17 protein-coding genes are annotated in these 18,291 nt (G+C 66.8%); 12 read left to right on the top strand and 5 right to left on the bottom strand.

The annotated features are described in order from the left end of the window. The first annotated feature begins 12 nt into the window (after nucleotides 1–12). A complete protein-coding gene (locus tag ACGRVM_RS05320; RefSeq protein ID WP_377167946.1) occupies nucleotides 13–837 on the top strand; it encodes an alpha/beta hydrolase in 825 nt (274 codons plus the stop codon). On the opposite strand, the gene ACGRVM_RS05315 is transcribed toward ACGRVM_RS05320, so the two are convergent. Next, the gene (locus tag ACGRVM_RS05315) at nucleotides 803–997 is read right to left on the bottom strand and encodes a SlyX family protein (protein WP_377167948.1); all 195 of its coding nucleotides are present in this window, start codon (nucleotides 995–997) and stop codon (nucleotides 803–805) included. The two genes, ACGRVM_RS05320 and ACGRVM_RS05315, sit on opposite strands and share 35 nt — an antisense overlap. Nucleotides 998–1,164: 167 nt before the next feature. Between ACGRVM_RS05315 and hisS the strand changes: the two genes are divergently transcribed. Genes hisS through hisG form a run of 3 tightly spaced genes read left to right on the top strand, consistent with a single transcriptional unit; the run spans nucleotide 1,165 to nucleotide 4,456 of the window. Beyond that, a complete protein-coding gene (gene hisS / locus ACGRVM_RS05310) occupies nucleotides 1,165–2,658 on the top strand; it encodes a histidine--tRNA ligase (RefSeq protein ID WP_377167950.1) in 1,494 nt (497 codons plus the stop codon). Beyond that, the gene (locus ACGRVM_RS05305) at nucleotides 2,655–3,764 is read left to right on the top strand and encodes an ATP phosphoribosyltransferase regulatory subunit (RefSeq protein ID WP_377167952.1); all 1,110 of its coding nucleotides are present in this window, start codon (nucleotides 2,655–2,657) and stop codon (nucleotides 3,762–3,764) included. Before hisS ends, ACGRVM_RS05305 begins: the two co-directional genes overlap by 4 nt. Next, on the top strand, nucleotides 3,761–4,456 hold the full coding sequence (gene hisG / locus ACGRVM_RS05300; RefSeq protein ID WP_377167954.1) for an ATP phosphoribosyltransferase: 696 nt from the start codon (nucleotides 3,761–3,763) through the stop codon (nucleotides 4,454–4,456). Before ACGRVM_RS05305 ends, hisG begins: the two co-directional genes overlap by 4 nt. Nucleotides 4,457–4,558: 102 nt before the next feature. On the opposite strand, the gene ACGRVM_RS05295 is transcribed toward hisG, so the two are convergent. After that, complete coding sequence (locus ACGRVM_RS05295; protein WP_377167956.1) at nucleotides 4,559–5,152, bottom strand: outer membrane protein; 594 nt, start codon at nucleotides 5,150–5,152, stop codon at nucleotides 4,559–4,561. Between the two features lie 300 nt (nucleotides 5,153–5,452). After that, entirely contained in the window at nucleotides 5,453–5,890 is a 438-nt protein-coding gene (locus tag ACGRVM_RS05290) for a DUF1489 family protein (RefSeq protein ID WP_377167958.1), read from the bottom strand. A 204-nt stretch (nucleotides 5,891–6,094) separates the two neighbouring features. Between ACGRVM_RS05290 and ACGRVM_RS05285 the strand changes: the two genes are divergently transcribed. The 6 genes from ACGRVM_RS05285 (at nucleotide 6,095) to ACGRVM_RS05260 (ending at nucleotide 13,559) form a co-directional block, all read left to right on the top strand. Then, a complete protein-coding gene (locus tag ACGRVM_RS05285) occupies nucleotides 6,095–8,380 on the top strand; it encodes an adenosylcobalamin-dependent ribonucleoside-diphosphate reductase (RefSeq protein ID WP_377167962.1) in 2,286 nt (761 codons plus the stop codon). A gap of 227 nt (nucleotides 8,381–8,607) precedes the next feature. Further along, nucleotides 8,608–10,179 (top strand): Re/Si-specific NAD(P)(+) transhydrogenase subunit alpha, encoded by a 1,572-nt coding sequence (locus ACGRVM_RS05280; protein WP_377167964.1) that lies wholly within the window; start codon nucleotides 8,608–8,610, stop codon nucleotides 10,177–10,179. Nucleotides 10,180–10,194: 15 nt separating this feature from the next. Beyond that, nucleotides 10,195–11,694, top strand: coding sequence for an NAD(P)(+) transhydrogenase (Re/Si-specific) subunit beta (locus ACGRVM_RS05275; protein WP_377167966.1), 1,500 nt, complete (start codon nucleotides 10,195–10,197; stop codon nucleotides 11,692–11,694). A 133-nt stretch (nucleotides 11,695–11,827) separates the two neighbouring features. After that, nucleotides 11,828–12,802 (top strand): quinone oxidoreductase family protein, encoded by a 975-nt coding sequence (locus ACGRVM_RS05270; protein WP_377167968.1) that lies wholly within the window; start codon nucleotides 11,828–11,830, stop codon nucleotides 12,800–12,802. A 60-nt stretch (nucleotides 12,803–12,862) separates the two neighbouring features. After that, entirely contained in the window at nucleotides 12,863–13,183 is a 321-nt protein-coding gene (locus tag ACGRVM_RS05265) for an SH3 domain-containing protein (RefSeq protein WP_377167970.1), read from the top strand. 94 nt (nucleotides 13,184–13,277) lie between these two features. Then, nucleotides 13,278–13,559: a hypothetical protein gene (locus tag ACGRVM_RS05260; protein WP_377167972.1), complete on the top strand. Its 282-nt coding sequence runs from the start codon at nucleotides 13,278–13,280 to the stop codon at nucleotides 13,557–13,559. A 16-nt stretch (nucleotides 13,560–13,575) separates the two neighbouring features. Here ACGRVM_RS05260 and ACGRVM_RS05255 read toward each other — a convergent pair whose 3' ends face one another. Then, nucleotides 13,576–14,241 carry a L,D-transpeptidase gene (locus ACGRVM_RS05255; RefSeq protein WP_377167974.1) on the bottom strand — a complete coding sequence of 222 codons (666 nt, stop codon included), beginning with the start codon at nucleotides 14,239–14,241 and terminating at the stop codon, nucleotides 13,576–13,578. Between the two features lie 161 nt (nucleotides 14,242–14,402). Continuing rightward, the gene (gene hemN, locus ACGRVM_RS05250; RefSeq protein ID WP_377167976.1) at nucleotides 14,403–15,746 is read right to left on the bottom strand and encodes an oxygen-independent coproporphyrinogen III oxidase; all 1,344 of its coding nucleotides are present in this window, start codon (nucleotides 15,744–15,746) and stop codon (nucleotides 14,403–14,405) included. 69 nt (nucleotides 15,747–15,815) lie between these two features. On the opposite strand from hemN, the gene fnrL reads away from it, so the two are divergent. Both fnrL and ccoN read left to right on the top strand, forming a co-directional pair. Then, a complete protein-coding gene (gene fnrL, locus ACGRVM_RS05245; RefSeq protein ID WP_377167978.1) occupies nucleotides 15,816–16,547 on the top strand; it encodes a transcriptional regulator FnrL in 732 nt (243 codons plus the stop codon). A gap of 139 nt (nucleotides 16,548–16,686) precedes the next feature. Beyond that, nucleotides 16,687–18,291, top strand: coding sequence for a cytochrome-c oxidase, cbb3-type subunit I (gene ccoN / locus ACGRVM_RS05240; protein ID WP_377167980.1), 1,605 nt, complete (start codon nucleotides 16,687–16,689; stop codon nucleotides 18,289–18,291).

Raw genomic sequence — 18,291 nt, 5'->3', positions numbered from 1 at the left:
TGTGCGCGCCATATGATAAAACATGAGATAGTTTATGGTCATGCGTCTCTGAACGGCGCAAAGGTCGCGCTGCCGGCCGGCCTCTACCTGCCGGATGGCGCCGCCGACAAGCCGCCGCCGCTCTTCGTTTGGTTTCATGCCGGCGCGTTCAAATTCGGCAGCCATGACATGAAAATCGCTCATAAGCTGGGCCGCCGGTTGACGCAGGCAGGGATCGCTGTCGCGTCGGTTGGCTATCGGCTGCGCGCGCTCGAGGGCGACCTATCGGAGACGCTGCGTGCTAATCTCGAGGGATTTCAAGCGCGACGCGCAGGGCTCATCCGTTCGGGGCTCTGCGGGGAACGCTCGCTCGCTGCGCTCGAGGACGGGCTCGCGTTCTTGGACTGGGCCGACCGGAACGCCGCGAAATATGGCTGGGGCGTGGAGCGCGTCGCGGGCGGCGCGTCCGCGGGCGGAATAACCGCTTTCAATCTTGCGTTCTCGCCACCGGCGCTCGGTCTGACGCAGCCGCGGCTCGACGGGATATTCGCCACGTCGGGCGGCTACGATTATCCCGATCTTGTTGACACAAATGATCGCGTCGTCGCACTCGCACAGCACGATCCTGACGATCCGCGCGTCTCGGTCAAAGGCGTGCGGATGCTGGCACAGAAGATGGGCGCGCGCATGACTTTGCTCGAACAGCGTGGAATGCTGCATGGACATCTGGATCTGACGCCCAAAGAGCGGCCCTCCGCCACCTTCCGGCGGATGGCAGACTTCATTCTCATGGCGACCGCGCAGGAGGCCGAAAGTCAGGCCTTTACCAATGCGGCGGCTTCTCGTTCCCGAGCGTGACCGAGCCGCCCGTATCGCTCTCGCGCTCGGCCTCGCGGCGCATCAGCATCTCGACGCGGCGGGTGAGCACAGCGATCTCGGCATCCTGCCGCGCCACCGTGTCCGACAGATCGTCGACGGCGCGCAAAAGATGGGCAATCTGTTCCTCGAGGCGTTCCATGCGTCCGGTGTGGCCCGCGCCCCGCGCCGCGTCAAGCGGATCGGCGCCCGCAGCCGGCCGCCATGAGAATTTTCGCCAAGATGAAGCCCCGGACCCGCCCGCCTTGCCGGGCGGCGGTGCTTGGGCTAGACCGCGCAGCAACGGATGCAGCTTCAGGAAATCAGGTGATGGCCAAGCAGAAAAAGACCCCGCGCCCCAAGGCGCAGACGCCCAAGGGGTTCCGCGACTATTTCGGCGCCGAGGTGACGCGCCGTGCCGCCATGCTGGAGGCGATCGCGCGCATCTATCACCATTACGGCTTCGATGCGCTCGACAGCTCGGCCGTCGAGACGGTCGAGGCGCTGGGCAAGTTCCTTCCGGATGTCGAGCGCCCCAATGCGGGCGTCTTCGCCTGGCAGGAAGACGAAGGCGAGAAGCCGGGCGACTGGCTGGCGCTGCGTTACGATCTGACGGCGCCACTGGCGCGCGTCTATGCGCAGCACAAGGAAGATCTGCCAACGCCCTATCGGCGGTACGCGATGGGGCCGGTCTGGCGCAACGAGAAGCCGGGGCCGGGCCGGTTTCGTCAATTCTATCAATGCGATGCGGATACGATCGGAGCGCCCAGCGTGGCGGCGGATGCCGAGATCTGCGCGATGCTGGCCGATTGCCTCGAGACGGTGGGGATCGCGCGCGGCGATTACGTGGTGCGGGTGAACAACCGCAAGGTTCTGAACGGGGTGCTGGAGGTCATGGGCCTCGAGGATCAGGGCCAGCGCGACGCGGTCCTGCGCACGATCGACAAGTTCGACAAGGTCGGAGCCGAGGGCGTGCGCCAGCTTCTGGGCAAAGGGCGGCTCGATGCGTCGGGGGCCTATATCGACGGCGTGGGCCTAGGGTCCGCGCAGGCCGAGCCGGTGATCGCCTTTTTGACGTCGAAAGGTGCGGACACGGCGGCGACACTGGCCAATCTGCGTGCCGCCGTCGCCGGATCGCAAACCGGCGCAGAGGGCGTGGACGAGCTCGAGGAGATCGCGGCGTTGGTGGCGGCGCAGGGCTATGGTGCCGACCGGATCGAGATCGACCCTTCGGTCGTGCGCGGCCTTGGCTATTACACCGGACCCGTCTTCGAGGCGGAGCTGACCTTCGAGATTCTCGACGAGGACGGCCAGAAGCGCCAGTTCGGCTCGGTCGCGGGCGGCGGGCGCTATGACGATCTGGTCAAGCGCTTCACCGGTCAGGCCGTGCCCGCGACCGGCGTCAGCATCGGCGTGGACCGGCTTCTGGCCGCTTTGGCCGCGCGCGGGCAGGGCGCGGCGGAGGCGGCGGCGGCGGGCCCGGTGGTCGTCACCGTGATGGACCGCGCGCGCATGGCCGATTACCAAGCGATGGTGGGCGAGCTGCGCGCCGCGGGCATCCGCGCCGAGGTCTATCTGGGCAATCCGAAGAATTTCGGCAATCAGCTCAAATATGCCGACAAGCGCGGCAGCCCCGTCGCCATCATCGAGGGCGCGGACGAGCAGGCGGCGGGCGTGGTGCAGATCAAGGATCTGGTGCTCGGCGCGCGGATCGCCGAGAGCGCGACGCTCGAGGAATGGAAGGAGCGGCCCAGCCAGTTCGAGGTGCCGCGCGATCAGATGGTCGCGAAGGTGCGCGAGATCCTCGCCGGATCCGCGTCATGATGGATCTGCCCGACCAGCCCGGCCGCGCCGCGATCCGCGCGGAGGCCGCCCGGCTGCGCGCCGTTTTCGAGGCGGCGGGCGCCGAGGTGGTCGAGACGGCCATCCTTCAGCCCGCCGATGTGCTTCTCGACCTTTACGGCGAGGATATCCGCGCGCGCGCCTATGTCACCTCGGATCCGCTCAAGGGCGAGCAGATGCTACGCCCCGATTTCACCGTGCCCGTGGTGCAGATGCATATGGAGAGCGCCGCCGAGCCCGCGCGCTACACCTATGCGGGCGAGGTCTTTCGCCGGCAGGAGGACGATCCGCGCCGCGCCAACGAGTATTTCCAGGTCGGCTACGAGGTCATGGGCGCGGCCGCCCCACCAGAGGCGGATGCCGAGGTATTCGCGCTGATCCACGGGATCCTCGCGCCGCTTGGCCTTGCGCCCGCGACGGGCGATATCGGCATTCTCATGGCCGCGATCGACGGGCTCGGGACGACCGAGGCGCGCAAGGCGGCGCTGCGCCGCCATGTCTGGCGCCCGCGCCGGTTCCGCGCGCTGATCGAGCGCTTTTCGGGCCGCGCGCCCGTTCCGGCCAGCCGCGCCGCGCTTCTGGCCGCGGCGGACCCGATGGCCGATGCGCATCCGCTGATCGGGCTGCGCGGCGAGGCCGAGATCTCGGCGCGTATCGCGGCCCTGCGCGCCGATGCCGAGGCCGCGCCGATCTCGGAAGGTGAGGTCGAGCTTCTCTCGGCGTTGCTCGCTGTGCGCGAGACCTGTCCCAACGCCCTGGCGCGGCTGCGCGACATCGCCGTCGACATGCCCGCGCTGCGCGGCGCGGTCGATGCGGTCTCGGCGCGGATGGACGCGCTCGATGCGCGCGGGATCGACGTGGGCACGCTGCCGTTCGAGGCCTCCTACGGGCGCGCGCAGATGGAGTATTACGACGGATTCGTCTTCGGCTTCACCAGCGAGGCGCATCCCGATCTGCCGCCCGTCGCATCGGGCGGGCGCTATGATGCGCTCACGCGCAGGCTGGGCGCGGGGCGCGAGATTCCGGCGGTGGGCGGCGTGATCCGTCCGGGCCTCGTCGCGCGGCTGAGCGCGGGAGGTGCGGCATGAGCGTGCGTCTGGGCGTGCCGTCCAAGGGGCGGCTGATGGAGAAGACCTTCGACTGGTTCGGCGCGCGGGGCGTGACGCTGGGCCGGACCGGGTCCGAGCGCGAATACGCGGGCGTGGTCGAGGGCGCGGGCGATGTGGAACTCGTGCTCCTCTCGGCCGGGGAAATCCCTCGCGAGCTGGCGGCGGGGCGCATCCATCTGGGCGTGACGGGCACCGATCTCGTGCGCGAGAACCTCGCCGCCTGGCAGGACCGGGTGGAGCCACTTGCGGAACTCGGCTTCGGGCATGCCGATCTCGTGCTGGCGGTGCCGCAGGCCTGGGTCGATGTGGGCACGCTCGACGATCTCGATGCGGTCGCGGCGGCGTTCCGCGAGGTGCATGGCCACCGTCTGCGCATCGCGACCAAGTATCACCGGCTGGTGCGCGAATTCCTGCGCGAGAACGGCGTCGCCGACTACCGGCTCGTCGACAGCCAGGGCGCGACCGAGGGCACGGTCAAGAACGAGACCGCCGAGGCGATCGCGGATATCACGTCGACCGGGGACACGCTGCGCGCCAACCATCTGAAATTGCTCGAGGACGGAGTGATCCTGCGCAGTCAGGCGACTCTTTTCCGCGCGCGCCGGGCCGCGCTGAGCGACGCCGAGAGGGGCGTCATGGCCGATCTGATCGTCAAGCTGGGCGTCGACTGAGCGCCTTGGGACCCACGTGCCGGACAAAGAAAAACGCGCGACCCGAACGGGCCGCGCGTTTCGTTTTGGCGGTTGCCGGGCGTTGCGGCCTGGCACGCCTGATCAGAAGCGGAACGTCGCGCGGACCTGCGCGGTGGTCGCTTCGGGATCGGTGTCGACACCGCCAGCGGGCAGGCCGTCGAACTGGTGATACAGAACTTCGCCGCCGAGCGAGATGTTCTCGGTGACCATGTGCTCGTAGCCTGCGCCGACGAAGTAGCCGTCTTCGTCGCCGAGGGTCTCGACGTCGACATTCGCGTAACCACCGGTTGCATAGAGCAGGCCGTTGCCGAGCTTGTAGCCGCCGCGCAGCTTGGCGCGGAACACGTTGTCGACGTCCAGGTTGGCGCCGCTCAGCGTGACGTCGGTCCAGTCGTAGTCGAGACCGGCACCGATGACCCAGTCGCCCAGATCGTAGTCGTAACCAGCGGTCAGACCACCGATGAAGCCGTCGCCATCGACGCCTGCGAGATCGGTGTCGACGTCAGCGTAGCCCAACTGGCCACCCGCGTAGAAGCCGGTCCAGTTCGGCGAGGTGAAGGTCGGCGCCGGTGCCGGTGCGATGACGGGCTCGGCGGGTGCCGGCTCGAGGTTGCCGGCGAAGGCGGTGCCGGCCATCAGGGCCGATGCAGCGGCTGCGGAGAGCAGGTACTTCATGTTCAAATCCTTTCTGTGTTCCGACGCGTCCGGTGGCTCCGGAAGCGCGCCTCATAAGCCCCTATTTAGGATCGGCTTACGGGATGCAACTGGCGTCAGGGCCGGTTGGTTTCAAGAAACTGTGATTTTTGTCGGCGGTAAACTGCCGAGTTCAGAAGTTGTGCGGGGCAGAGGGTGGGCCGTTGTTTGAAATGCCCCGTAAATCAGGGGTTTGCAGGCGTTTTCTGATAGGCAGATTTGCGCCGGATTTCGTGATGAGTCGTGAGGCTCCCCCTGCGCGGAGGGGCGCTTGTGTTGCGCTCAGAGCACACCGATCTCCGCGAGCGCGGCGCTGAGATCGGCCGGCAGAGCGTCCTCGTCGCGTCGCTGCGCGGGAAGATCGGCGGGCGCGTCGGTGCCGGGCAGATAGCGCCAGCCCTGGAACGGACGCTTCTGCGCAGTGCCGGTGCGCACGATCTCGGGGTCGAGCACTATGGCGCAGCGCCGGATGCCGTCGCCGCCGATCACCTCGTCGAGGCGCAGGATGCGCTGGCGGCATTGAAGCACGCCCTGGATGATCCAGTAGATCGAGCCGCCGCCCTCGAGAAGCTCGGCCTCGCGCTTGGGCCACATGCGCGTCACGTGGCGCGGAAGGCCGTCCTCGCCCTGCGCGCGGCGCGAGGCCTGCCACGCGGCCATGCTCTCCACGCTGTCCGATCCGACGCTGAGCTTGACGAGATTGAGGGGGGCGGGTGTCATGCCGCTATTCTATGGCGCGGGGCGGGATGTTCAATGGCTGCGAGCGCACACACGCAGAGCGTGCAGCGCGATGGTCCTCGCCGCCGGAATGAGTATTTTCGCCAAGATGAAGCAGGGCGCGGCGTTGACCGGGCGCGGCGCCATGCGTAATGTGGACCTCCGCCCGATTTCCCCATGCAATGCCGTCCTGCCGGAGTTCTTTCGATGAGCCGTTTCGCCGCCCCCATTTCAGAACAGATCTGGAACATGAAATACCGCTTCCAGCCGGTGGACGGCGCGGGGGACGCGTCGGTCGAGGACAGCTGGCGGCGCGTCGCGCGCGCTCTCGCCGCGCCCGAGGCCGAGCCTGCGGCATGGGAGGATCGGTTCTATTCCGCGCTCGAGGATTTCAAGTTCCTGCCCGCAGGCCGCATCGCGGCGGGCGCGGGGACCGAGCGCAAGGTCACGCTTTTCAACTGCTTCGTCATGGGCACGGTGCCGGACGATATGGGCGGCATCTTCGATGCGCTGCGCGAGGCGGCGCTGACGATGCAGCAGGGCGGCGGGATCGGCTATGATTTCTCGACCATCCGCCCGCGCGGCGCCGTGGTGAAGGGCGTGGGCGCCGATGCGAGCGGGCCGCTCAGCTTCATGGATGTGTGGGATGCGATGTGCCGCACGATCATGAGCGCGGGCAGCCGCCGGGGCGCGATGATGGCCACGATGCGCTGCGATCATCCCGATATCGAGGATTTCATAGCCGCCAAGAGCGATCCGGCCCGCCTGCGCAATTTCAACCTCAGCGTTCTGGTGACCGATCCCTTCATGGCCGCCGTCGAGGCGGACGGGCCGTGGGATCTCGAATTCGGGGGCAAGGTCTATCATACTGTCCAAGCGCGCGATCTGTGGAACCGCATCATGCAGGCCACCTACGATTACGCCGAGCCGGGCGTGATCTTCATCGACCGCATCAACCAGGCGAACAACCTGGCCTATTGCGAGACCATCGCCGCCACCAATCCCTGCGGCGAGCAGCCCCTGCCGCCCTACGGCGCCTGCCTTCTGGGCTCGATCAATCTCGCGCGGCTGGTGCGGGATCCCTTCGGGCCGGGAGCGGCGCTCGATGACGGCGCATTGTCGGACCTCGTGGCGGTGGCCGTGCGGATGATGGACAATGTCGTCGATGCCAGCCAGTTCCCGCTGCCCGAGCAGGCGGCCGAGGCCGAGGCCAAGCGCCGTATCGGCCTCGGCGTGACGGGCCTCGCCGACGCGCTGCTGATGGTCGGGCTGCGCTATGGCTCGGACGAGGCGGCGGCGCAGACGGAGGCATGGCTACGGGCGATCGCGCGGGCGGCCTATCTCGCCTCGGTCGATCTGGCGAAGGAGAAGGGCGCCTTTCCGCTCTTCGATTCCGAGGCGTTTCTCGCCAGCGGCACGATGCAGGGCATGGATGCGGATGTGCGCGCCGCCGTGGCCGAGCACGGCATCCGCAACGCCCTGCTGACCTCCATCGCGCCGACCGGCACGATCAGTCTTTACGCGGGCAACGTCTCGAGCGGGATCGAGCCGGTCTTCGCCTACAGCTATACCCGCAAGGTGCTTCAGAAGGACGGCACGCGCACCGAGGAGGAAGTCGTCGATTACGCGGTGCAGATGTGGCGCGACCGCTTCGGCGACGCGCCCTTGCCCGATTATTTCGTCAACGCCCAGACGCTGGCCCCTTCCGAGCATGTCAAGATGCAGGCGGCGGCGCAGAAATGGGTCGACAGCAGCATCTCGAAGACGATCAACTGCCCCGAGGATATCGGCTTCGAGGCGTTCAAGGACGTCTACATGCAGGCCTGGCAGAGCGGCTGCAAGGGCTGCACCACCTACCGCCCCAACGATGTCACCGGCAGCGTTCTCAGCGTCAGCGAGAGCGCGGATGTCGCCCCCGGCGAAGCGCCCGCGCAATCGGGCGGCCAAAGCGGCGAGGGCGCCGAGATCGTCTACATGTCCGAGCCGCTCGATCGGCCGACCGAGCTCGAGGGGATGACCTACAAGCTGAAATGGCCCGACAGCAGCCACGCCATCTACATCACCGTCAACGACGTGATCCTCGGCGGGCACCGGCGCCCCTTCGAGGTCTTCATCAACTCGAAGAACATGGAGCATTTCGCTTGGACCGTCGCGCTGACGCGCATGATCTCGGCGGTGTTCCGGCGCGGCGGCGACGTGAGTTTCGTGGTCGAGGAGCTGAAGGCCGTGTTCGATCCGCGCGGCGGGGCGTGGATGCAGGGCAAATACGTGCCCTCGATCCTCGCGGCCATCGGCGGCATTCTCGAGCAGCACATGGTCAAGACCGGATTTCTCGCGGGCGAGGGCCTCGGCCTCAAGGCCGATCCGACCGCCGAAGTCGTCAATCTGCCCGGCGGGCGCGGCGGCGCCTGCCCGAGCTGCGGTGATTTCGCCATGCGCATGGTCGAAGGCTGCATGACCTGCGCGAGCTGCGGCTATTCGAAATGCGGGTGAGGGGCGGCTCTCGAGCGGTCCTTCGAGCCGCCCGCGCCGCGCCGATCGACGCGGCGCTTGCGCCTGCAAACTGAAAACGCATAACCTTGCGTCAGGAAGGGGCGGGGATTTCGCCCGCAAAAGCGTTCGGGCCGGCCGCGTCAGCGACGGGCGGATGCGCGACGGATCGCAGCCCTGCGCCCCCGACCGGGCGCCGGGATGCCGAAGAAACGGGATGGTGGACAGACGTGAGAATTGGTGTTCCTCGAGAGGTTCTTGAGGGTGAGGCGCGTGTCGCCATCACCCCCGAAAGCGCGGTGCAATTGCAGAAACTGGGCCATTCCTGCCTGATCGAGGCCGGAGCGGGCGCGCGGGCCGGGTTCGCGGATGCCGATTACGCGGCCGCTGGTGTCGAGGTGGTCAAGACCGCCGCGGCGCTCTGGAAGGGCAGCGATATCGTCGCCAAGGTGCGCCAGCCGAACGACACGGAGCTGAAGCGCCTGCAAGAGGGGCAGACCCTCATTTCCTTCTTCGGCCCGGTGGGCAACGATGCCGCGATGGAGCGCGCGCGCAAGTCCGGCGCGAGCGTGATCGCGATGGAGATGATCCCCCGCATCAGCCGCGCGCAGAAGATGGACGCGCTGTCGTCGATGGCCAATATCGCGGGCTATCGCGCGGTGATCGAGGCGGGCAACAATTTCGGGCGGTTCTTCACCGGTCAGATCACGGCGGCGGGCAAGGTGCCGCCCGCGCGCGTGCTCGTCATCGGCGCGGGCGTGGCCGGTCTCGCCGCGATCGGCACGTCCACCTCGCTGGGCGCGGTGACGCTGGCGTTCGACGTGCGCCCCGAAGTGGCCGAGCAGGTCGAGAGCATGGGAGCGGAGTTCGTCTATCTCGATTTTTCCGAGGACGCGCAGGACGGCGCGGCGACGGGCGGCTACGCGTCGGTCTCGAGCCCCGAGTTCCGCGAGGCGCAGCTCGCCAAGTTCCGCGAGCTCGCGCCCGATATCGACATCGTCATCACGACGGCCCTCATTCCGAACCGCGAGGCGCCCGAGCTTTGGACCGAGGACATGGTCAAGGCGATGAAATCGGGCTCGGTCATCGTGGACCTCGCCGCCGAGAAGGGCGGGAATTGCAAGCTGACGGTCAAGGACGAGAAGATCGTTACCGAGAACGGCGTGACCATCGTCGGCTATACCGATTTTCCGAGCCGCATGGCCGCGCAGGCTTCGAGCCTCTACGCCACGAACATCCGTCATCTTCTGTCCGATCTGACCCCCGAGAAGGACGGCGAGGTCCGGCACGACATGGAGGACGACGTCATCCGCGGCGCCACCATCGTGCACAAGGGCGAGATCACCTATCCGCCGCCGCCGCCCAAGGTGCAGGCCATCGCTGCCAAGCCGAAACAGAGCGCGGCGGCACCCACCGCTGAGGAAGTGCGGGCGCAGGAGGCCGCCGCCTTCAAAGCCCAGACCAAGCGGCAGGTCACGCTTCTGGGCGCGAGCGCGGCGGCGATGCTGATCGTGGGCGCGGTCGCGCCGGTCAGCTTCCTTCAACATTTCATCGTGTTCGTGCTGGCGATCTTCGTGGGCTTCCAGGTGATCTGGGGTGTCGCGCACAGTCTGCACACGCCTCTGATGGCGGTCACCAACGCGATTTCCTCGATCATCATCCTCGGTGCGCTGATGCAGATCGGATCCGGGTCCTATCTCGTGATCCTGCTATCATCCCTTGCGGTATTCATGGCCGGGGTGAACATCTTCGGCGGCTTCCTCGTCACGCGGCGCATGCTTGCCATGTTCCGTAAATCCTGAAGAAAGGCGCCTGGGATGGATTATGGATTCACCATCGCGGCCTATGTCGTCGCGGCTGTTCTCTTCATTCTGAGCCTCGGGGGACTCTCCGGTCAGGAAAGCGCGAAACGCGCGGTCTGGTACGGCATCGCGGGCATGACCCTCGCCGTTCTGGCCACGCTGGCAGGACCGGGTTCGGGCCTTTGGCTGCTGTCGGTGATCCTCATCGCGGCGGGTGGTGTGATCGGCTGGCAGCTCGCCACGCGGGTGCAGATGACCCAGATGCCCGAGCTTGTGGCCGCCATGCACAGTCTGGTGGGCCTCGCGGCGATCTTCGTGGGTCTGAACGCCCATATCGAGATCGTGCGCGTCGCGGCCATCTTCGCCGAGGCGGGGCAGAGCTTTCCGGAAATCGCGTCGGATATCGGAGCGGGCGCGCTCGCCGATCGTGCGGCGCTCATCAAGAGCCTCGACGGCTTCGCCGCCCTCGTCGCCAAGAAGACATCCGCGGAGATCACGATCCTTCAGATCGAGCTTTTCCTCGGGGTGTTCATCGGCGCGGTGACCTTCACCGGCTCGGTCGTCGCCTATGGCAAGCTTGCGGGGCGCGTGGACAGCGCGGCGCGCCAATTGCCGGGCGGGCATGCGCTCAACGCGGCTGCGGCGGGCCTCTCGCTCTTGTGCCTTGTGTGGTATGTCGCATCGGGCGGGATGCTGCCGCTCGCGCTCATGACGCTGGCGGCGCTCTTCATCGGCTATCACCTCATCATGGGGATTGGCGGGGCCGACATGCCGGTGGTCGTCTCGATGCTCAACTCCTATTCGGGCTGGGCGGCGGCGGCGATCGGCTTCAGCCTCGGAAACGACCTTCTGATCGTGACCGGCGCGCTGGTCGGCTCCTCGGGGGCGATCCTCAGCTACATCATGTGCAAGGCGATGAACCGCTCATTCGTCTCGGTCATTCTCGGCGGCTTCGGCAACAGCACCGGCCCGGCGATGGCGGTCGAGGGCGAGCAGGTGGCGATCGATGCCGACGGCGTGGCGACCGCGCTCAACGAGGCGGACAGCATCGTGATCGTGCCGGGTTACGGGATGGCCGTGGCGCAGGCGCAGGGCGCGGTCTCCGATCTGGTGGCCAAGCTGCGCGCCAAGGGCAAGAATGTGCGCTTCGCCATCCATCCCGTCGCGGGGCGCCTTCCGGGCCATATGAACGTGCTTCTGGCCGAGGCAAAGGTGCCTTACGACATCGTGCTCGAGATGGACGAGATCAACGACGATCTGGCGGATACCGATGTGGTGATCGTCATCGGCTCGAACGACATCGTGAATCCCGCCGCGCAGGATGATCCGAATTCGCCCATCGCGGGCATGCCGGTGCTGCGCGTCTGGGAGGCGCGGCAGGTCTTCGTGTCGAAGCGCGGGCAGGGCACCGGCTATTCCGGGATCGAGAATCCGCTCTTCTACAAGGACAACACGCGCATGTTCTACGGCGACGCCAAGGCGTCGGTCAGCGCGCTTCTGCCGAAGATCGACTGACGGGCGCCCGAGAGGCTTGGGCGCGGGGCAGACGGGCCAGCCCCGCGCCAGGCCCGCTCGGCCGCAAAGAAGCAATCGACATTCCAGGCGATCTGTCGTCATTCTGCGCCCGAAGCAATCAAAGGAGCGATCCATGGCATTGACGGCAATCATCGAAGAACATGGCGGACCGGAGACGTTCAAGCTGGTCGAGCGCGAGGTCGGCGAGCCGGGACCGGGCGAGGTGCGCATCGCGCACAAGGCGGTGGGCCTCAACTTCATCGACGTCTATCAGCGCACGGGCCTTTACCCGATGGACCTGCCCCACGCGATGGGCATGGAGGCCGCGGGCGTGATCGAGGCGGTGGGTGAGGGCGTGACGCACCTCAAGGCGGGCGACCGCGCCGCCTACGCGTCGAACCCGCCCGGCGCCTATGCCGAAGCCCGCGTGATGCCCGCGGCGCAGGTCTGCCCGCTGCCCGAGGGGATTTCCTTCGAAGAAGGCGCGGCGATGATGCTGAAGGGCATGACGACCGAGTATCTCTTTCACCGCACGACGCCGCTCGCATCCGGCGACACGGTGCTTTTCCACGCGGCGGCGGGCGGCGTCGGCCTGCTGGCGTGCCAATGGGCGCGTTCGGAGGGCATCACGCTGATCGGGACCGCCGGCACGGACGAGAAATGCCAACTCGCGCTCGATCATGGCGCGGCGCATTGCATCAACTACCGCTCGGGCGACTGGGCCGCGACGGTGCGCGAGCTGACGGACGGCAAGGGCGTCGATGTCGTGATGGACGCGGTCGGCAAGGACACGTTCGACGGCTCGCTCTCGTCGCTGCGCCCGCTCGGGATGATGATTTCCTTCGGCAATGCCTCGGGGCCGGTGCCGCCGCTCGATATCGGCATTCTTGGCAAGAAGGGTTCGCTCAAGATCACGCGCCCGACGTTGTTCACCCATATCGCGGATCACGACACCTGCCAGAAGATGGCCGCGCATCTGGCCGAGAAGGTGCTGGCGGGCGATGTGAAGATCAATATCGGGCAAAGATTCGCGCTGCGCGACGTCGCCCGGGCGCATGAGGCGCTCGAGGCGCGCAAGACGACCGGCTCGACCGTTCTCGATATCTGATCGCGTCCGGGCGGGCAGGGTGCGTGCCTTGCCCGCCCGGTTGGAAGGAAAGGAAGACCCATGCACAAAACCCTTACCGCATCCCTCTGCGCCATGCTCTTCGGCGGTCTGGCCGCCTGCGCGCCCGTCGCCGGCAATCTTTCCGAGATGTCGGGCCCGGCTGGCAGCTACGAGGTGGCGGGCGTCGAGGAGGGCGACATGCTCAAGCTGCGCGCGGGGCCGGGCACCGGCTTTCGCGTCATCACCGGACTGCCGAACGGCACGCAGCTTCGCGTTCAAAGCTGCGAGCGGACGGGCGGCACGCGTTGGTGCAAGGCCGCGCTCGACGAGGCGCGCGGGCTTGAGGGATACGTCTCCTACGCTTATCTGCGGCGGCTCTGATCGCAAGGGCGGACCCTCGCGCAAGGCAGGAAAGCGCTGGCCGCGCGGCGCGAAATCGCCCATCCTGCCGCAAAGCCTCATGGAGACACGAAGAATGAGATCAATTGTCTGGATATCCGCCGCGACGCTGCTTCTGGCCGCAGGCTGCGAGGAGATGCCGAATTCCGGCGGCGCCATGAACGGCAAGCCCGGCCCCGCGCCCGAAGCCGTGGCCGCGATGGCGGCCAAGCATCAGGATCTGAACGCGGTGACGGTCGATCCGTCGAACGGCTGCTATCTTTATCGCTATGCGGGCCCGGTCGAGACGACGATGTTGCCCCTGCGCACGCCCGACGGGCGCCCGATCTGCCAGCGCGCCGCGACCCCGGCGAGCTGAGCCTGCGCCGCCTCGATCAGCTCGAGGCGGTGACCGTGTCCTCGGTCGGGTAGAGATAGGCGGTCACGCCCGGCTCGACATGCTCGTAGAGGTCGATGATATGCGCCATCACCATGCGCACGCAGCCCGAGCTTGCCCGCCCGCCGATCGAGCGCGGCTGCGGCGAGCCGTGGATGCGCAGATAGGTGTCGCGGTTGCCCTGAAAAAGATAGAGCGCGCGCGATCCGAGCGGGTTCTGCGGCCCGCCGTCCATGCCGTCGGCATGCTGCGCGTAGATCTCGGGATCGCGCGCGATCATGGCCTTGGTCGGCGTCCATGTGGGCCATTTCGCCTTGCGGCGGATGGTGTAGGTGCCCGGCTCGTAGAGATTGCCGCGCGCGATGGCGACGCCATAACGCATCGCCTTGCCGCCCTCGCGGATGTGATAGATGTAGCGTGCGATCGCATCAACATGGATGTCGCCGACCCTCAGCCCGTCATTGGCCTCGACCATCTGCGGCAGAAAGCGCGGATCGAGACCCCAGGGGTTCGACGTCGCCGGATCGTAATTGGCGGGCGTCACCTGCGCGTCCCAGCGCGCCCAGTTCGCCGGGTTGGATGTCGGCCGGTTCTGCGCGAGCGCGGGCAGCGGAGCCGAGAAGAGCGCGGCGCCCGTGATGACGAAATGGCGTCTGGTCAGCATGGCAAATTGATCCTTCTGATCGGCTGCGGGAGTCAGCACGGATAACGACCCCGCGCGCCGATAAGATCCATCGGCAAGCCCTTGGGTGAAATATTTGCCGTTCTTATAACTGGAAAATCGCGAAATCGAAGCGCGAAAATGCCGCCGCGCCGCGCCGGCGGTCAGATCGCCGCGCTGTGGCGGCTGCCGTGGATGGCGTAGGCGTCGAATTCCGCGGCGATCATGCGGGTGAGATGTCGTGCCTCGGGGCGGATCCTGAGCGCGCCGCGCGCGTCGAGCGCCGCCGCGCCCTCCCACGCGGCGGCGACGGTCCAGCACCAGCCGCGCACGGTGGCCGGATCGCTGAACATCTCTGGATCGACAAGGAAATCGCACATGAGCCGCTCGATCACCGCGCGGCGGAGCGCGTCGTCGCCGGCGTCCGCATGGCCCCGGATCGTGGCAAGGCGCCCGGCCTCGATCCGCGCCTTCCACGCCGCCGTCGCGGGCGCGTTCTGTGCATAGCCGCGCGGCAGCCGCGAAATCGACGAGGCGCCGAGCCCGATCAATGTGGTGGCCGTGTCGGTCGTGTAGCCTTGGAAATTGCGCCTCAGCGTGCTGGTCCGGGCGGCGATGGCCAGCTTGTCGTCGGGCCTTGCGAAATGATCGATCCCGACGCGCTCGTAGCCCGCCGCGACGATGCGCTCGGCGGCCTCCTGCGACAGATCGAGCCGCGAGCGCGGCGATGGAAGGTCCTCGTCGCGAATCATGACCTGACGTTTCGACGCCCAAGGCACATGCGCATAGCCGTAGAGCGCGATGCGGCCCGGCTCGAGCGAGAGCGCCTGATCTATGGTGCGGGTCAGGCTGGCATGGCTTTGATGGGGCAGGCCGTAGATCAGATCGAGGCTGATCGCGTCGATCCCGCGCGCCCGCAGGCCGCGCGCCGCCGCCTCGGTCTCCTCGAAGCTCTGCCGCCGTCCGATCGCGGCCTGGACCTCGGGGTCGAAATCCTGCACCCCGAGGCTCGCGCGCGTCACGCCCGCCGCCGCGAGCGCATCGAGCCGCGCCGCGTCGATCTCGGTCGGATCGACCTCGATCGAGATTTCGGCGCCGGGCGCGCGAGGAAACCGCGACTCGAGCGACGCGAAGAGCCGCGTCAGAAGCTCGGGCGGAAGGAAAGTCGGCGTGCCGCCGCCAAGATGCAGGTGCGACACAGTGACATCGTCCGGCAGCGCCCCCGCGAAGAGCGCGGCCTCGGCCTCCAGCCCCTCGATGTAAGGCTCGAGAGGGGCGGTGCCGCTGCTGGCTTGGGTGCGGCAGGCGCAGAACCAGCAAAGCCGCCGACAGAAGGGAATATGGGCATAAAGCGATATCCGCTCGCCCGGCGCCACATCGCCCAGCCAATCCAGCATGAGGTCCGGCCCGATCATCGGGCCGAATTCCGTCGCCGGCGGATAGCTGGTGTAGCGCGGCGCGCGGGCGCCGAGGGCGCGCTGGGTCAGGCGGGGATCGAGATGTGTCATGGCGCCGATTAGGCCGCGTTTCGCCTCTCGCGCCTTGATCGAGGTCAAGTGAGGTGGCAAGTATGACATATGACTCGCATCGATCTGCAAATCGCCAAATCCGGGTGCTCGGCCTGTCCGATTCGTCATCGCGCCATCTGCGCGACCTGCGAGCCGGAGGAGCTCGACCGCCTGTCGGGCATGAAGTCCTACCGCACATGGAAGGCGGGCGAGACGATCCTTCTCGAGGGGGCGCAGCTTCCGTTCGTCGGATCGGTCGTGTCGGGCTGTGCAACCCTGACGCGCTCGATGGAGGACGGCCGCATCCAGATGGTGGGCCTGCTGCTCCCGTCCGATTTCGTCGGCCGGCATGACCGCGAAACCGCCGCGTACGAAGTGGTCGCGGCCACGGATGTGACCTTCTGCCTCTTCAAGCGTGCGGAGTTCCGCCAGATGCTCGTCGAGACGCCCCATGTGATGGAGCGGATGCTCCAGATGTCGCTGGACGAGCTCGACGCGGCGCGGGACTGGATGATCCTTCTGGGCCGCAAGACGGCGCGCGAGAAGGTGGCGACGCTTCTTGCGAACATCCTTCGGCGCGCGGCCTCCTCGGGGCATCCTTTGCGCGCCGAGCTGCCGCTGACGCGCGATGCGATGGCCTCCTATCTCGGCCTCACCATCGAGACGGTGAGCCGCCAGATGACCGCGCTGCGCAAGGAAGGCGTGATCGAGATGCAGGGCCACCGCGGAATCACCTGCGCGGACCTGTCGGCGCTGCTGACCGAAGCGGGCGACGACGAGGACGGCCTGCCGCTCGCGTGATCGCGCCCGCGCTCTGCGAGATCATCCACCCGAAAATCCGCGACATTTCGGCATCAGGGCGCGTCACTTGACCTAAATCAAAGAGCCGCGCGACGGCGTCGGGCATTCCCCCCTTGAAACGACCGAAAAGGGACGGGCGATGTCTGACTATATCAAGCTGATTGGATTCGGCCTCATCGCGCTATTCGCGGCCATCGCCGCGAATTTCGCGCGCGATCTGGCCTATATGGTGCACGCGCTGCTCATCATGGGCATCGCGGGCGGAATGTTCGTGTGGCAGCTGCGCCGCATCGACGAGGCGCCGAGCGCCGCCGCCCTGGCCGAGCGCGAGCTGGCCTATATGGACGGCCCGATCCGCTGGGGCGTGATCGCGACCGCCTTCTGGGGTGTCGTCGGGTTCCTCGCAGGGACCTATATCGCGTTCCAGCTCGCCTTTCCGGCGCTCAACCTCGATTGGGCGCAACCCTATGCCAATTTCGGACGCCTTCGCCCGCTGCACACTTCGGCGGTGATTTTCGCCTTCGGGGGCAACGCGCTGATCGCGACGTCCTTCTACGTGGTTCAGCGCACCTGCTCTGCCCGGCTTTGGGGCGGCAACCTCGCGTGGTTCGTCTTCTGGGGCTACAATCTCTTCATCGTGCTGGCCGCGACGGGCTACCTGCTGGGCGCGACCCAGTCCAAGGAATACGCCGAGCCGGAATGGTACGTCGATATCTGGCTGACCATCGTCTGGGTCGCCTATCTCGCCGTCTTCATGGGCACGATCCTCAAGCGGCAGGAGCGGCACATCTACGTCGCCAACTGGTTCTTCCTCGCCTTCATCGTGACGGTCGCGATGCTGCACGTGGTCAACAACCTCGCGATCCCGGTCTCGATCTGGGGATCGAAATCCGTGCAGGTCTTCGCCGGCGTGCAGGATGCGATGACGCAGTGGTGGTACGGCCATAACGCCGTGGGCTTCTTCCTGACGGCGGGCTTCCTCGGGATGATGTACTATTTCGTGCCCAAGCAGGCGGGCCGTCCGGTCTATTCCTACAAGCTGTCGATCATCCACTTCTGGGCGCTGATCTTCCTCTATATCTGGGCCGGTCCGCACCATCTGCACTACACCGCGCTTCCCGACTGGGCCGCGACGCTGGGTATGGTGTTCTCGATCATCCTCTGGATGCCGAGCTGGGGCGGCATGATCAACGGCCTGATGACGCTGCAAGGCGCCTGGGACAAGATCCGCACCGATCCGATCATCCGGATGTTCGTGGCCTCGCTCGCCTTCTACGGCATGTCGACCTTCGAGGGCCCGATGATGTCGATCCGCGCGGTCAACTCGCTGTCGCACTACACCGACTGGACCATCGGCCACGTGCATTCCGGTGCGCTCGGCTGGAACGGCCTCATCACCTTCGGCGCGCTCTACTTCCTGACGCCCAAGCTCTGGGGCCGCAAGGAGATGTATTCGATGTCCGCGATCAACGCCCATTTCTGGCTCGCGACCATCGGCATCGTTCTCTACGCGTCCTCGATGTGGGTGTCGGGCATCATGGAAGGCCTGATGTGGCGCGAAGTCGACGCCAACGGGTTCCTCGTCAACTCCTTCGCCGACACGGTGGATGCCAAGTTCCCGATGTACGTGGTGCGTGCGCTGGGCGGGGTCTTCTACGTCGCCGGCGGTGTGCTGATGGTGTGGAACATGTGGATGACAATACGCGAACCGCGCCCCGTCGCCGTCGCAACGCCTGCGGAGTAA

This window comes from Roseovarius aquimarinus (assembly GCF_043661195.1).
Classification (GTDB): domain Bacteria; phylum Pseudomonadota; class Alphaproteobacteria; order Rhodobacterales; family Rhodobacteraceae; genus Roseovarius; species Roseovarius aquimarinus.
This window is presented reverse-complemented; position numbering and strand designations above follow the sequence as displayed.